The following is a 14498-nucleotide window of genomic DNA, read 5'->3' as shown; positions in this document are numbered from 1 at the left end:
TGCACGTCCGCGCCCGCGGCGGTCCCGCAGCGAGCTCCCAGGGTGCCACCCCCCGGCCGACCCGAAACCCCGGAGCGGCACGTCCACCCGTCCGTGGACGCTCAGCGGTCGTCGCGGTCCCGGTCGTCCTCCCACGGCGGCCCGGAGGACGACGGCTCGGTGTCCTCCGGAGGACCGGACGGCTCCGACGTGCTCGGCTCGGCGGTGGTCGGGTCGGGCTCCGCAGCGTCGGACTCCGCCGGCGGGGGGGTCGTCGGCTCGGTGGTCCCGGGCGGGGGCGACGTCCCGGTCCCCGGAGCGCTGCCCGCCGGCTCCTCCTCCGGCGTGGCGGTCGGCGTGGGGGCCGACTCGGTCGAGACGGGCGCGGGCTCCGGCTCGGGGGTCTGCTGCGGCCGGTCGCCGGTGTCCTCGGAGACGCGGGTCGCCGGCGCGGGGTCGCGCTGCCGCGTCGGGGCGGGCTCCGGCGCGACCGCGTACCGGACCCGCACGGCGTCGCCGGGCCGCAGCTCCGCGCCGGCCGGGTCGACGGCGGTGACGACGCCGGGGGCGGCGGCGGCGGTGACCTCCTCCACCCGCTGCACCAGCAGGCCGAGCGCCGAGAGCGCGAGCGCCGCCTCGTCGACCTGCCGCCCGACGTAGTCCTCGGCGGCCAGCACGATCCGGGCGTCCTCGGTCTGCGCGGCGACCACGGTGGGCCCGGGGTCCTCGTCGCCGGAGACGGCCACGAAGACACCGGCGGCGGCGCCGGCACCGAGCAGCAGCGTCACCACCGGCACGAGGACGGCGGCCAGGCCGCGCCGGCGGGGCGCCGGTGGGCGCACCGTCTGCGTCGCCGGGCCGGCGGCCGGGCCCTCGACCGGCGGCCGGACGGGGAGGACGGCGACGCTGCGGGTCGGCGCGGGCTCGGGGACCGGGCGGCCGGCCCGGACGTCCTCGACCGCGGCGACGAACGCGGCGCCGTCGGCCATCCGTGCCGCCGGGTCCTTGGCCAGCGCGCGGCGGATCAGCGTCCGCACGTCGCCGGGCAGGTCGTCGGGCAGCGGTTCGGGGTCGTCGCGCACCTGCTTCAGCGCGATCGTCACCGCGTTGTCCCCGTCGAAGGCCGGGTGGCCGGTCAGGCACTCGTAGCCGACCAGGCCCAGGGCGTAGACGTCGCTGGCGGGGGTGGCGTGGTGGCCCTCGGCGACCTCGGGCGCGAGGTACTGCGGGGTGCCGATGACCTGGCCGGTGCGGGTGAGCGGCACGCTGCCGGCCGACCAGGCGATGCCGAAGTCGGTGATCTTCACGCTGCCGTCGTCGCGGACCAGGATGTTGCCGGGCTTGACGTCGCGGTGCACCAGGCCCACCCGGTGGGCCTCGGCGAGCGCGGAGGCGGTCTGCTCGAGCAGGGACAGGGTGACGGCGGCCGGCAGCCGGCCCTCCCGTTCCAGGACCGCCGACAGCGGCACGCCCTCGACCAGCTCCATCACCAGGTAGGCGAGCGTCTCGCCGCTGCCGTCGGTGGCCTCGGTCTCGCCGTAGTCGAAGACGGCGGCGATGTTGGGGTGGCTCAGCCCGGCGGCGTGCTGGGCCTCGGCGCGGAAGCGGGCGCGGAAGGTGGGGTCGCCGGTGTACTCGCTGCGCAGCACCTTGACCGCGACCGGGCGGCCGAGGAGGACGTCGGTGCCGCGCCAGACCTGCCCCATGCCGCCGGCGGCGATCAGCTCGGCGAGCTCGTACCGCTCACCCAGGTTGCGCCGACCCGGCTCCACCACCGTGGCTCACTCCTCGCCTGTGACCGGCCGTACGACTGCGGCCGCCGGGGGCGCCGGTGCCCCTCGTCCCTGGATGTCCCGCACCCCGTACGGCTACACATGGCGTGGTGGGCGCCGGGCGTGTCGACCGGGTGGACGGCGCCGCGCGCCCCGGCCGCGCCGCGTCCCGTCCGCCGTCCATCCTCCCAGGCCGGCGGGCCCCCGTGCCCGGACCGTTCCGTCACGATCCGGCCACGGTCGCGCCCCCCGGGCGGGATCGCCGGTCTCCTACGCTTCCGGCCCCAGGAGCGCGCGGGACCGCCGATCCCGCTGCGTGGGGGCACACCGAGGACGACCGAGGAGGGGCGCCGATGCCCGAGACCGTGACCCGCGAGGACGCCGGCGGCGTCGCCACCATCACGATGCTGCGGCCGGGGCTGACCCACCAGTCGCGCCGCGAGCTGCTCGACGTCGTCCGCGAGGTGGCCGCCGACGGGTCGGTGCGGGCCGTGGTGCTCACCGGCACCGGCCGGGCCTTCTGCGTCGGCCAGGACCTCGGCCAGCACGTGGAGGCGCTGCGCGGGGACGCCGCGACGTCGCTGTCGGTGGTCGAGGACGAGTACAACCCGCTGGTGCTGGCGCTGGCCGGGCTGCGGGTGCCGGTGGTCGTGGCCGTCAACGGCGCCGCGGCCGGCGCGGGACTCGGCATCGCGCTCGCCGGCGACCTGCGGGTGGCCGCCGCGGGTGCCAAGTTCACCACCGCCTTCGCCGGAATCGGGCTGTCCAGCGACTCGGCCCTGGCCTCCCGCCTGGTGCACTGCGTCGGCGGCTCCCGCGCGGCCGAGCTGCTGCTGCTCCCCGAGCCGTTCCTCGCCGAGACCGCTGCAGGGTGGGGTCTGGTGCACCACGTGGTGCCCGCCGAGCAGGTGCTGGCGGAGGCACAGGCGCTGGCCGCGCGGCTCGCCGCCGGCCCCACCGCCGCCTACCGGGCGATCAAGACGGTGCTGGCCACGGCGGCCACCGACTCCCTCGAGGACACCCTGGCACTCGAGGCACGGCTGCAGACCGACCTCGGCAGCACCGCCGACCACCGCGAGGCCGTCGAGGCCTTCCTGGAGAAGCGCGCCCCGCACTTCACCGGTCGTTGACCGAGCGTCCCTTGCCCCGCACCTCGTGCGGTGCCAGGCTGCGGCGGTTCCGGCAGCCCGACGGGGGGAGCGGCACGTGACGGGACCCACCAGGTCCGACCCGGCGGCGTCGCACCGCGCGCTCCCCCGGCGGGTCGTGCTCACCGGCAACACCGCCGCCGAGGCGCCCCCGGCGCGGCCGGCGGTGACCAGCGACCTCGCCCCGCCGCTCCCGCGCACCCGGCCGCCCCGGCCCGCGACCGTGCGCGCGACCGCGGCGCTGTGGTGGGCCGGCTGCCTGGCGGCGGCCACCGGGATCCCCGCGGCCCTGCTCGACCTCGGCGGGCTGCGCGACCGGCTGGCCGCGCTGGCGACCGCCGAGGACCCCGCCGTCCCCGCCGACCTGGTCGCCGACGGCGTGCGGGCCACCATCGCGCTGGTCCTCGGCGGGGTCGCCGCACTGGTCGCCGTCTCGCTGGTGTGGACGGCGCTGCTGCTGCGCGGCCGCGGGTGGGCCCGCTGGGCACTGCTGCTCACCGCGCTGCCCACCGTGCTGGCCCTCGACGTGGCGCAGACCGTGGTCGCCGGGGGCGCCGACCTGGACCGGTGGGCGCTACTGGCCGCCGCCGGGCTGTTCCTCGTCGCCCTCCTGCCGCTGCTGACCCGCTCGGCCCGCGCCTCCTTCTCCACCCGCTGACCGGTCCAGCCGGGCGAGCAGCGCCTCGCACGCCCGGACGACGACCTCGGCGGCGTCCGCGGCGGCCCGGCCGGCGAGCGGGTCAGCGGCGGCCTCCCGCCAGCGGGCGAGCGCGTCCAGCGCCGCCTTCCGCAGGACGTCGTCCGGTGTGCCGGCCGGCAGCCCGAGACGCGCGGCAGGACCGGTGCCCCCGGCGCCGAGCAGCCGCTCCCCCTCGGCCCGCAGCTCGTCCGGGAGCGGGCTGCCCGCCGCGCGGGACCGGGCCAGCAGGTCCAGCTCGGCGAGGTCGGGGGTGGCCAGGCGCAGCCGCTCCAGCGCGGCGCGCAGGTCGCCGTCCCCCGGGACGGGGTGCTCGCGCAGCACCGCCTCCAGCAGCCGCAGCGCCGTCCCGGCGCGCAGCTGCGCGCCCCGCTCGGTGAAGTGCACCTGCAGCAGCCGCCGCAGCTCGGTCAGCCCGCTCCGTGCCAGCAGCTCCTCGGCCAGCGTGGTGGCTTCCGGGACGCCGGCCCGCACCAGCGCGATCGACAGCCGGATGCCGAACAGGCCCAGGCGCTCGAGGAGCGCGGCCCGCACGTCCGCCGAGAGCGGCACCGGCGCCTCGGGCCGGGTGAAGCGGTCGGCGGTGAGCAGCATCCGGGACACCTGCCGCTGGTCGGCGTCGGCCAGCGCGCGCAGCGCCACGAAGTCGCCGTGCCGGAGCGTCCGGCCGGCCAGCGCCAGCAGCCCGGCGACGGGGACCACCGCGGAGCTCACCGCCGCGACCTGCGGATCGGCCGACATCCGGCGGGCCACGGCGTCGGCGGCGTGCAGCGCGTCGAGCCGCCCGGCCCCGACCTCGTCGGCGCGGGAGAGGACGGTGATCGTCGTCGTCAGCGCGCCCTCCCCGCCGGTGCCGGCCTGGAAGGCGGCCAGCACGGCGACGTCCTCGGGCTGCGGCTGGCGGGTGAGGAAGACGACGGCGTCGGCGCCGGCCGGTCCCTCGTCGGTGCCGAGGAAGCCGTGGGTGCGCGCGCTGGTGCCGGTGGACAGCGACGCGATGCCCGGGGTGTCGACCACGGTCGCCGGCCGCAGGTCGTCGGCCGGCCAGTCCACGACCAGCTGCGCGACCTCCTCCGGCGGCGTGCCACCGAGCTCCAGGCGCAGCCCGCCGTCCGCGCGGCGCACCGGCAGCGTCCGCCGTGCCCCGTCGGTGCCATGCAGCTCCACGCGCGGCGTGGCGCCGTGCCGGTAGAGGGTGACCACCCGGGTGCACTCGCCGGCGTCGGTGGGCGCGACGCGCGCGCCCACCAGGGCGTTGACCAGCGTCGACTTGCCCGACTTCACCCGGCCGACCAGGGCGAGGCGCAGCGGCTCGTCCAGCCGCCGGCGCTGGGCCGCGAGCCGGGCCGCGGCCTCGGGGACGCCGGCGTAGTGCGCCAGCGCGTCGTCGAGCAGCGCGCGGACGTCGTCCAGGGGCGTCGTCACGCGGCGGGCACCGCGGCCCGGTTCAGGGAGCGGACGTCGGCGGCCAGCCGGTCGAGCTGGTCGCGCCGCTGCCGCAGGGAGCGGATCCGGGCGTCGCGCTCGGCGGTGGCCTCCCGGGTCGAGCGCTGGGCGGCGGCGACCGCGTCGGCCAGTGACCGGGACATCTCCTCGGCGGTGTCGGTGATCAGGTCGCGCAGCGTGCGGGAGACGGTGCGCAGCCGGTCCTTGAGGTGCTTGCCGACCTGGAACACCACCTCGTCCAGGTGCCGGCGCACCGCGTTCTTCGCCTCCGCCCGCCGCCGCTGCAGGCGCTGCTTCTGGTCGTCGTTGTAGGCCTTGCGGCCGAGCAGGACGCCGGCGGCCAGCGAGACCGGGTTGATGATCGCCATCCCGGCCAGGCTGGTCACCAGGCCGGTCATGAGGACGCCGGTGTAGGAGCCGCGCAGCCCGATCAGGGTCCGCTCCCGCAGCGTCATCGCGCCGTCGTCCAGCTCCGGCAGGTCGACCAGGCCCGCCAGCGCGTCCCCGGCGGCGCCGACCGACAGCGCGGGGACCGATCCGCCGCCGTCCCGGGCGAACTGCTCGATGACCCGTGCCGCCAGCCACTCCGAGCGCTGCTCGGCCCAGACGTAGCTGTCGGCGACCGCGGCGGCGATCCGCCGGTCCAGCCACTCGACCAGCTCCGGCCACATCGGGCCGGGGTCCTGCGCGTCGATGGCCTCCTCGGCCTCGCGGAGGACCGCCCGCGAGCGGTCGCGCAGGTCGAAGTCGATGTCGGCCACGAGGTCGCTGACGCCGTCGGCCAGCACCTGCTGCCAGCGCGAGGAGCGGCGCCGCAGCTCGTCGGCGGCGGCACGGGCGTCCTCGAGCCCGCGCACGAGCTCGTCGCGGGCGGCCGGGTCCTCCAGGCCGGCCAGCTCGGAGCGCACCGCCAGGGACAGGTGCTCGGTGACGGAGGTGAGGTCGTGCACCAGCGCCCGGCGGGCGAGGACCTCCGCGCGGTCGGCCACCTCGCGCCGCAGGTGGGTGACGAGCTCGCCGATCCCGGACTCCTCGTGCAGCTCCCGGTCGCGGTGCTGCACCGCCAGCTGGGCCAGGGTGGCGGAGACGGCGAACAGCGGGGCCTCGATCCCGCGGCGGGCGAGGTGGCCCCGGTCGAGGTCGGCCACCTCCCGCCAGTGCGGGCAGGCGTCGGTCTTGGTCAGGACGCACACGACCGTCGGGCACAGCGCGACGGCCTGCTCGAGGAAGGCCATCTCCGGGGCGGTGAACTCCTGGCTGGCGTCGGACACCAGCAGGACGGCGCCCGCGGTGGGCAGCAGGTCGACGGTGCGCAGCGCCCGGTGCGAGCCGACGCCGCCGACGCCGGCGGTGTCCACCAGCTCGAGGCCGTCCAGGAGCCGGCGCGGCAGCTCCACCTCGGCCTGGACGAGCCGCTCGGTGTCCGCGCCGGTGACCCGCGCCGCGACCTGGTCGATGGGCACCGGCACGCGCTCGGTCGGCCCGTCGTCCGCCGGCTGGGGTCCGGTGGCCAGCACGAGGCTGGCGCGCGGGGCCTCCCCCGCCCGCACCACCGTGGGGACGACGGTCGCCACGTCGTCGGCCACCGGGCAGACCGGCGCGCCGACCAGCCCGTTGACCAGCGAGCTCTTGCCCTGCTTGGGCTCGCCGACGACGAGGACGCGCACCCGGGGGTCGGCGCTGCGGGCGCGGGCCTGCAGCAGCCGGCGCTGCAGGTCGGGCCGCTCGCACGCTTGCGCGAGCGTCACCGCCCGGTCCAGCACCTGCGACGTCGTGACCACGGGCACACCTCCTCGTGTCCCGGTCTATCACCGGGAAGCGGGTCGGGGACAGGCAGCAGCGGGTCCCGGTCGCCCCCGCGGAGCGACCGGGACCCGGGTCACCTGCAGGTCAGGCGCCGGCCTCGACGATCGACTCCTCGGCGTCGATCACGATGGTCTCCTCCTCGACGAAGACGGCGTCGACGGAGTTGTCCTCGTTCTGCGACTCCTCCTGCTGCCCGGCGTTGGCGTCGTCGCCGGCGATCGCGACCTGGTTGTCGCTGGCGATGTCGTCGTCCGAGGCGTCGATCGTGGTGGTGTCGTCGTCGGAGTGGTCGTTGCCGTTCAGCGAGCCGTTGAACGAGTCGTCGACCCCGTCGTCGTCGGACAGGTCGTTGCCGTTGAACGAGCCGTTGACGCTGTTGTCGGTCTGCGAGTTGTCCGAGTGGTCGTTGCCGACGTTCTCCTGCGACAGGTCGTTGCCGTTGAACGAGTCGTCGACCCCGTCGTTGTCCTGCGAGAGGTCGTTGCCGTTGAACGAGCCGTTGACGCTGTTGTCGGTGTTGTCGCCGACCTGCCCCCCGGTGGTGGCGGTCACGTCGTTGTCCTCGTTGTCGCTGCCGTTGCCGTTGAACGAGTCCTCGGCGTGGTCGACGTCCAGGCCGTCGTTGTCCTGGTTGAAGCTGTCGACCGCCTGGTCGCCACCGATGTTGACCGGGCTGTTCTCCAGGTCGACGTCCACGTCGGTGTTGTAGGAGTCGTGCACCGAGTTGTCGCTGTTGTCGACCGAGGAGTCCTCGACGTCGTCGCCGGCGACGATGCCGCCCTCGTTGTCGATCTGGGTGACGTCGCCCTCGACGTCACCGAAGATCGCCTGCGCGTCGCCGCTCACCCAGATGCTGTGCGAGGCGTCGATCTCGACGGTGGTCTCGTTGTGCGTGTAGTGCACCTCCTGCAGGTGCGTGATGACCACCGTTTCCGTGCCGCCGGCGGGCACGGGCGCGGAGTGGCCCCCGCCACCGCCGCCGCCGGTGTGGCCGCCCTCGTACTCGCAGTCCTCGTCCTCCACCGGCACGGGCTTGTGGTCGGGCTTCTCGGCGTCGTCGCAGTCGCGGTCGTGGCCGTGGCCGTGGCCGTGGCCGTGGCCGTGGCCGCCGCGGTCGTAACCGTCCTCGTCGTCGCGGCCGTGGCCACCACCGTCGTGGCCGTGGCCACCCCCGTCGTGGCCGTCCCGCCCGCCGCCGTAGCCGCCCCCGTCGGCCCAGCCGGTGACCGTGGACATGTCCGTCACCATGGGCATGAGGTCGGCGACCTCCTCGGGGGAGGTGTCGTGCAGGCCGGCCGCGGCCAGCTCGCCCTCCGGGTTCGCCGCGTAGGCCTCGGCCTTCTCCGGGTTGCGGAGCAGGTCGAGGATGAAGTCGAGCAGCGTGCTCGCGATGGTCGACATGGCGCACTCCTGGGTCTCGAGCCGTCCACCGTCGGCCGGCTGCTGCGGCGCAGTCCACGCCCGGACGCCGTCCCCCGGCATCGGGGAGGCGCCCCCCACCGCCCGGCCCCCATGGGGGATGCGCGCTGACTCTCCGTTAGGGGCTCCGGGGTGTCGCCCCCTCCTCACCGTCAGGTGCGGCCCGCGGCCCGCGACGGCCGAGACAGGCGGGGCGGGAGCGACATACGTTGCGACGACCTCGACCGGCCAGCGCGGGCCGGGCAGGAGGCGAGCGGGGGGCGATCGGTGCGCAACGACGAGTACGGGCTGGGGGTCGACGTCGGGGACGGCGCCGTCTCCGCGGCGGTCTGCGGCGTGGACGGCGGCGCGGTGCCGCTGCCCCTCGGCGAGGGCCGGGTCACGGCGGTGGTCGGCGACGACGAGCGGACGGCGCTGGTCCCGGCCGACGGCACGGCGCGCAGCCCGCACCTGGTGGCGCGGGTCGGCGACCCGGTGCCGGTCTACGCCGGGGGTCGCGGGGTGGCGGCCGCTGATCTGGTCGCAGACGTCGTCCAGCGGGTCCGCGAGCTGGCCGCGGCGCGGGAGGGCCGGCCGGATTCCTGGACGGTGGTGACCGTGCCGCCGTCCTGGGCCGGGCACCGCTGCGCCGCGCTGGCCCGCGCGCTCGCCGCCGCCGGGGTCCCCCGCTTCTCGCTCGTCTCGTCCGCGGTCGCGGCCGTCTCCGCGCACGTCGCCGCCGGCGACCTGCCGGCCGAGCCGACGGCGGCCGTCTACGACCTGGGCGCCGGCTCGCTCGACACCGCCGTCGTCGGCCCCACCGCGGACGACCCGCTGGCGCACCTCGCCGTCCCCCCGGCGCCGCTGGCGTGGGGCGGGCGGGACATCGACGACGTGGTCCTCGCCCACGTCGTCGGCTGCCTGGGGACGCCGGTCGGGGACGCCGGTGCGCTGCGGGCGGCCTGCGCGACCGCCAAGGAGGCGCTGTCGACGGCGACCGCCGTGCGCGTGGACGTCGACGGGGTCGGGGACGGACCGGTCCGGCTCACCCGCGAGGAGCTCGACGAGGTCCTGGACGAGCCGGTGCGGCGGTCGGTCGCGGTGCTGGCCGCCGCGGCGGCCGCCGCCGGGCTGGCCCCGGAGGACCTGGACGCCGTCGTGCTGACCGGCGGCGGGGTCCGGGTGCCGCTGGTCGCCGAGGTGCTCTCCGGTGAGCTGGGCCGGCCGCTGGTCGTCGGGGACGATCCCGCGCTGACCCCCGCGCTGGGTGCGGCCGCACTGGCGGCGGAGGCGCTCGCGGTCGACGCGCTCGCCCCGGACCCGACCGTCGCGGGAACGGCCGCCGTCGAGATGCCTCCCGTCCCGCCCGAGGTCGCCACGGCGGCCACCGAGGAGCGGCAGCTCGCCCTCCCCCCGGCCCGCGGCCCGCGGGACCGGAGCCGGCCGGCGTCCGCGCCCCGGGCGGCGACCCGCCCACCGCGGCGGGCGCGGCGCGTCGGCCGCGGCGTGGTGCTGACCGGCCTGGTGCTCGGGCTGCTGCTGCTCGGGCCCGCGGCTGCCGGCCTGTTCGACGCCGTCCTCGCGCCGGCACCCTCCGGTGGGCAGGCGGTGGCCGAGGCCGACGACGGGGGCGTGGTCGCCCGGGGGTCGGCCGCGGTGGGCGACAGCGACAGCGGCGCCGCCGTCGCGCGGGGCGGGGACGACGCCGAGGCGGCCGCACCGCGGACGTCCGCGGGCTCCCCCGGCTCCCCGGCCCGGACCAGCCTCGCCGCCGCCCTGGCCACCGCCGCGCGCACCGGCCCGCCGTCGGGGTCGGGCAGCGCCGAGCCGGACTCCGAGCGCGCCGCTCCGGGGAGCACGACCGCCGCCTCCGGTACCACCCCCCGGGGTTCCGCCACCGCGACCCCCGGCACCCCCACCGCCCAGACGCCCGGTGCCCCGGGGACCTCGTCGGGCCCGACCACGTCGGCCGGCACACCACCGGTTCCCGGGCAGTCGACGGCCTCGCAGCCGCCGGTCTCCGAGCCCCCGGCATCGCAGCCTCCGGCCTCCGAGCCGCCTGCCTCGCAACCCCCGGCCTCCGAGCCCCCCGCCTCCGAGCCCCTCGCCTCGGAACTCCCGGCCTCCGAGCCGCCGGCCTCGCAGCCGCCGGCGGAGCCGCAACCCCAGCAGCCCGCGGCCGAGCAGCCGACCGGAGAGCAGCCCGACTCCGAGGCGGCACCTCCCCCGGCCGACACCGCCGACGCGCCGGCGGAGCCGGCGTGAGCACCGCGACGCCGTGGGGCCCGGAGCTGGTCCGGGAGCTGACCGCCCCCTCCGGCCGGGCGCCCGCCGTCGTGACGGTGCAGGGCCCCGGGGGGACGGGGAAGTCGCTGCTGCTGGGCGAGCTGGCGACGGCGCACGCGCGGGCAGGGTTGGCCGTGCTGGACGCCGTCCCCGAGGACCCCTGCGCGCTGCCGGGGCCCGTGGCGGTCCTCGTGGACGACGCCCACCGGCTGGCCGAGACCGACGTCACCCGCCTCGCGCTGCTGCTGCGCTCGCCCACCGCCCGCGTCGTGCTCGCGCTGCGCCCCTGGCCGCGGCCCCCGGCGCTCGGCGCGCTGCTGGCGGAACTCGGCCCGGCCCGCCGCACCGTCGTCCTCAGGCACGCCGACCGGACCCAGCTGCGCACCTGGGCCCGGGAACTGCTGGGCGAGGCGCTGGCCCCGCCGCTCGCCGACGCCGTGCTGGCCCAGAGCGGGGGAGTGCCCGCGCTCGCCGTCCCGCTGCTGCGCGCGCTGGGCCGGCGCGGCGGCGTCCCCGCCCAGGCCGGCCGGCTTCCCGTGCCGGAGGAGGTGACCGACCGGGTGCGGGCCGACCTCGCCGCCGTGGACGAGCCGACCCGGGCGCTGCTGCACGCCCTCGCGGCCGGGGCGCCCCTGGACGAGGACGTGCTGGGCGAGGTGCTCGGGGTGCCGCCGGACCGGGCGGTCGACCTGCTCGAGGCCGGCCGGGCGACCGGGCTGCTGCTCGACACCGGCGAGGTGGTGCCGCTCGCGGCCCGGGCGCTGCTCGCCGCCACCCCGCCCGACGTCACCCGCCGGGCGCGCCGCCAGCTGCTGGCGCTGCTCGTGGAGCGCGGCGACGAGCCCGTCGAGCTGGCCCGGCGGCTGGCCGCGGAACGAGTGCGCGACCGGCACGCCGCGCGCCTGCTGGAGCGGCACGGCGAGGCGGCGTTGAGCGACGACCCGGCGCTGGCCGCCCAGCTGCTCGGGGAGGCCGCGCGCAGCGGGGCGCCGGTGGCGTCGCTGGCCGGGCGGCGCGCACAGGCCGCGGCGCTCGCCGGGGACCTCGACGGCGCGCTGCAGTGGGCCGACACCGCGCTGGCCGACGAGACCGCCCCCGACCGGGGCCGCGCGGCCGGGGTGGCCGCGGCCGTCCTCGCCCAGCGTGGCCTGCTGTCGCGAGCCGCGGGGCTGTGCCGCCTGGCCGGCGCCGAGCGGTCGGGGTCCGCGGCCCTGGCGCTGCTGGCGACCGGCGCGCCGGAGGCGGCGACCACCGCGCTGGACGAGGCACGCGCCGTCCCGGGGCTGCCCACGGTGCTGTCGGTGAGCGAGGAGCTGACCGCGCAGGGCGTGCTGCAGTCGCTGCGCACCGGGGAGGACGCCGCCGCGGACATCGCCGCCGCCCTGTCGACGCTGACCCGCGCGGCCGCGCTGCTGGAACCGGTGGGCCGCACCGCGCTGCTGGTCGACTCCCCCGCCGCGCTCGCGGCGCTCGTCGCGCTGCACAGCGGCGAGCTGGGGGTGGCCGAGTCGGTGCTGCAGCGCGCGGTCGACGCCGACCTCGGCGGTCCGCCGTGCCGGCGCCGGCACCGGCTGCTGCTGGCCTGGATCGCGATGCTGGCCGGCCGGCTGTCGCTGGCGCGGGAGCAGGTCCGGCGGGCGCAGGAGGGCGGCCGGCCGTTCGAGCCGCGCGACGACGTCGTCCTGCAGGCCCTGGAGGTCGGGCTGGCGCGGCGCAGCAGCGACCTGCCGGCGCTGGTCCAGGCGTGGGTGCGGGCGCGGGAGGCGGTGGTCCGCCACCCGGTGGACCTGTTCACCCTGCTGCCCTTGGGCGAGCTGGTGGTGGCCGCGGCGCGGTTGCGGGACGGTGAGCGGCTGCGCCCGCACCTGGCCGAGGCGCAGGCGCTGCTGGCGCGGCTGGGCGACCCGCAGCTGTGGGCGGCCTCGCTGCACTGGAGCGGCGCGCAGGCGGCGATCCTGGCCGACGACCCCGAGGGGCTGCGGCCGCACGCGGCGGCGCTGGTGGCGGCGGCGCGGACCAGCCCCTACGCGGCGACGCTGGCCCGGGCCGGGCGGACCTGGCTGCAGGTGCTGTCGGGCGACGTCGACCCCGACGAGGTGGTGTCCGCGGCGGAGCAGCTCACCGCGGTGGGGCTGGGCTGGGACGGATCGCGGCTGGCCGGGCAGGCGGCCGCGCGGGCGACCGACGCGCGGGCCCGCTCGGTGCTGCTGGGCTGCGCCCGGTCACTGGCCGACAGCGCGGGGTGCGAGACCGCCCCGGCGGTGCCGCTCCCGCGGCAGGCGGGTGAGGGCACGCCGCCGGCGGTCACCGGGGCGCTCAGCGACCGGGAGCGGGAGGTGGCCCGGCTGGTCGTGGCCGGGCAGACCTACCGCGAGATCGGCGGGCGGCTCTACATCTCGGCGAAGACGGTGGAGCACCACGTCTCCCGGATGCGCCAGCGGCTGGGCGCGGGCACCCGGTCGGACCTGCTCGCCCGGCTGCGCGCCGAACTCGCCGAGGAGACCGAACCCGCCTAGCCCTCACGGCGATCCCCGCGGGGATCGCCGGAGGAGGTCAGCGGGACAGGACGACGCAGGCGGGGCAGACGTCGCGGGCCGGCGTCGGCCAGGCCTGCTCGACGTCGATGCGGGCCAGCGAGCCGCAGAGGGTCAGCTCACAGGCGCCGTCGACCTCGGCGGTCGGGCGGTGCAGTTCGACGGCGTGCCAGAGGGCGGTCGTCGGGCCGTGGGCGCGGCTGCGGGCGGCGACGACGGTGGCGGCGAGGGTGGAGGCGCTCATGCCCCTGGTGTCGGCAGGACGCCGGTGCCCGGTTACGGCCGTCCGCGGGGACCTCACCCGGAGGGGTGAGCCGGTACACCCCGAGCGGGTCGAGCGGGCCCGGGGGCAGGATGCCGGACATGGAGCTGACCAAGCACGGCCATGCCTGCGTCGTCCTCAGCGAGGACGACCGGCGGCTCGTCATCGACCCCGGGGTGTTCACCGACCCCTCGGTGCTGCAGGGGGCGAGCGCGGTCCTGGTGACCCACGAGCACGCCGACCACTTCGCGCCCGAGGTGCTCCGCGCGGCCATGGACGCCGATCCCGCCCTGCGGGTGTGGACGAACGGGTCGGTGGCCGCACAGCTCGACGGCGCGGCCGGCCGGGTGCACGTGGTGGGGGACGGCGACGCGCTCACGATCGCCGGTGTCGACGTCACCGTGCACGGGGAGCTGCACGCGGTCATCCACCCGGAGATCCCGCGGGTGGGCAACGTCGGGTTCCTGGTCGGCGGCGTGGTCTTCCACCCGGGGGACGCGTTGACGGTCCCGAGCGAGCCGGTGACGACGCTGCTGCTGCCGGTGCACGCGCCGTGGTCGAAGACTGCCGAGCTGATCGACTACGTCCGGGCCGTGGACGCGGACCAGGCGTACGCCATCCACGACGGGCTGCTCAACGACGCCGGCCTGGGCATCGTCGGCGGCCTGCTGGGCGAACGGGGGCCGGGGACGCCGACCCCGTTCAGCCGGCTGACCCCGGGGGACTCCGTCGAGCTCTGACAGCGGTGTGCTGGTTGGTTGACGGTTCGTGCCGTCGTAGCGGCGAGATCGGCGCTCTCGCACGGTCACCGGCCTCGACGCGTGCGAGATCGCCGGTCTCGCCCGTTGAGCCACCCCCACCAACCCGAGAACCCCCGGGGACCGGGGTCAGCGGACGGCGCGGTGGCGCCCGCCGGACACGCCCTCGGCCACGCCGATGAGCAGGATCGCGGCGAGCAGGGCGAAGAGGAAGCCCCAGAAGTTCAGCTCGGTGATCGAGCCGACGTCCAGCCAGTCGGCGATGAGACCGCCGATGACGGCGCCGACGACGCCGAGCAGCATCGTCGCGAGGATGCTCATCCGCTGCCGGCCGGGCTTGAGCAGCCGGGCCAGGGCCCCGATGACCAGGCCGACGACGATGAGTCCGAGGATCTGCACGGTCTCCTCCTTC

General features: G+C 77.7%; 11 protein-coding genes. 5 read left to right on the top strand and 6 right to left on the bottom strand.

Annotated features, from left to right (window positions below):
- Window positions 1-101 precede the first annotated feature (101 nt).
- Window positions 102-1754, bottom strand: coding sequence for a protein kinase domain-containing protein (locus tag ACI78Z_RS11465; protein WP_457036661.1), 1653 nt, complete (start codon window positions 1752-1754; stop codon window positions 102-104).
- Window positions 1755-2104: 350 nt separating this feature from the next.
- On the opposite strand from ACI78Z_RS11465, the gene ACI78Z_RS11460 reads away from it, so the two are divergent.
- Both ACI78Z_RS11460 and ACI78Z_RS11455 read left to right on the top strand, forming a co-directional pair.
- Window positions 2105-2881 carry an enoyl-CoA hydratase-related protein gene (locus ACI78Z_RS11460; protein ID WP_457036660.1) on the top strand — a complete coding sequence of 259 codons (777 nt, stop codon included), beginning with the start codon at window positions 2105-2107 and terminating at the stop codon, window positions 2879-2881.
- Window positions 2882-2957: 76 nt separating this feature from the next.
- Complete coding sequence (locus ACI78Z_RS11455; RefSeq protein WP_457036659.1) at window positions 2958-3557, top strand: hypothetical protein; 600 nt, start codon at window positions 2958-2960, stop codon at window positions 3555-3557.
- Here ACI78Z_RS11455 and ACI78Z_RS11450 read toward each other — a convergent pair.
- From ACI78Z_RS11450 to ACI78Z_RS11440, 3 genes are all read right to left on the bottom strand, one after another.
- Window positions 3474-5021: a dynamin family protein gene (locus tag ACI78Z_RS11450; protein WP_457036658.1), complete on the bottom strand. Its 1548-nt coding sequence runs from the start codon at window positions 5019-5021 to the stop codon at window positions 3474-3476. The genes ACI78Z_RS11455 and ACI78Z_RS11450 overlap by 84 nt on opposite strands.
- Window positions 5018-6823 (bottom strand): dynamin family protein, encoded by a 1806-nt coding sequence (locus tag ACI78Z_RS11445; RefSeq protein WP_457036657.1) that lies wholly within the window; start codon window positions 6821-6823, stop codon window positions 5018-5020. The genes ACI78Z_RS11450 and ACI78Z_RS11445 overlap by 4 nt, the downstream gene beginning before the upstream one ends.
- Before the next feature lie 109 nt (window positions 6824-6932).
- Complete coding sequence (locus ACI78Z_RS11440; RefSeq protein ID WP_457036656.1) at window positions 6933-8249, bottom strand: IniB N-terminal domain-containing protein; 1317 nt, start codon at window positions 8247-8249, stop codon at window positions 6933-6935.
- Between the two features lie 285 nt (window positions 8250-8534).
- Between ACI78Z_RS11440 and ACI78Z_RS11435 the strand changes: the two genes are divergently transcribed.
- Both ACI78Z_RS11435 and ACI78Z_RS11430 read left to right on the top strand, forming a co-directional pair.
- On the top strand, window positions 8535-10511 hold the full coding sequence (locus ACI78Z_RS11435) for an Hsp70 family protein (RefSeq protein ID WP_457036655.1): 1977 nt from the start codon (window positions 8535-8537) through the stop codon (window positions 10509-10511).
- Complete coding sequence (locus ACI78Z_RS11430; RefSeq protein WP_457036654.1) at window positions 10508-13048, top strand: LuxR C-terminal-related transcriptional regulator; 2541 nt, start codon at window positions 10508-10510, stop codon at window positions 13046-13048. Before ACI78Z_RS11435 ends, ACI78Z_RS11430 begins: the two co-directional genes overlap by 4 nt.
- Window positions 13049-13085: 37 nt before the next feature.
- Here ACI78Z_RS11430 and ACI78Z_RS11425 read toward each other — a convergent pair whose 3' ends face one another.
- Window positions 13086-13310 carry a hypothetical protein gene (locus ACI78Z_RS11425; RefSeq protein WP_457036653.1) on the bottom strand — a complete coding sequence of 75 codons (225 nt, stop codon included), beginning with the start codon at window positions 13308-13310 and terminating at the stop codon, window positions 13086-13088.
- A 119-nt stretch (window positions 13311-13429) separates the two neighbouring features.
- Between ACI78Z_RS11425 and ACI78Z_RS11420 the strand changes: the two genes are divergently transcribed.
- Window positions 13430-14068: an MBL fold metallo-hydrolase gene (locus ACI78Z_RS11420; RefSeq protein ID WP_457036652.1), complete on the top strand. Its 639-nt coding sequence runs from the start codon at window positions 13430-13432 to the stop codon at window positions 14066-14068.
- Window positions 14069-14215: 147 nt separating this feature from the next.
- Here the strand turns inward: ACI78Z_RS11420 and ACI78Z_RS11415 are convergent, their stop codons facing one another.
- Complete coding sequence (locus ACI78Z_RS11415) at window positions 14216-14485, bottom strand: GlsB/YeaQ/YmgE family stress response membrane protein (protein ID WP_457036651.1); 270 nt, start codon at window positions 14483-14485, stop codon at window positions 14216-14218.
- Between the last annotated feature and the right edge of the window lie 13 nt (window positions 14486-14498).

The sequence above is a fragment of the Geodermatophilus sp. SYSU D01176 genome (assembly GCF_054050015.1).
This window is presented reverse-complemented; position numbering and strand designations above follow the sequence as displayed.

Excerpts from the sequence above, each read along its gene's own strand:
- ACI78Z_RS11460 (WP_457036660.1), top strand. The coding sequence starts at position 2,105 with ATGCCCGAGACCGTGACCCGCGAGGACGCCGGCGGCGTCGCCACCATC.
- ACI78Z_RS11420 (WP_457036652.1), top strand. The coding sequence starts at position 13,430 with ATGGAGCTGACCAAGCACGGCCATGCCTGCGTCGTCCTCAGCGAGGAC.
- ACI78Z_RS11425 (WP_457036653.1), bottom strand. The coding sequence starts at position 13,310 with ATGAGCGCCTCCACCCTCGCCGCCACCGTCGTCGCCGCCCGCAGCCGC.
- ACI78Z_RS11440 (WP_457036656.1), bottom strand. The coding sequence starts at position 8,249 with ATGTCGACCATCGCGAGCACGCTGCTCGACTTCATCCTCGACCTGCTC.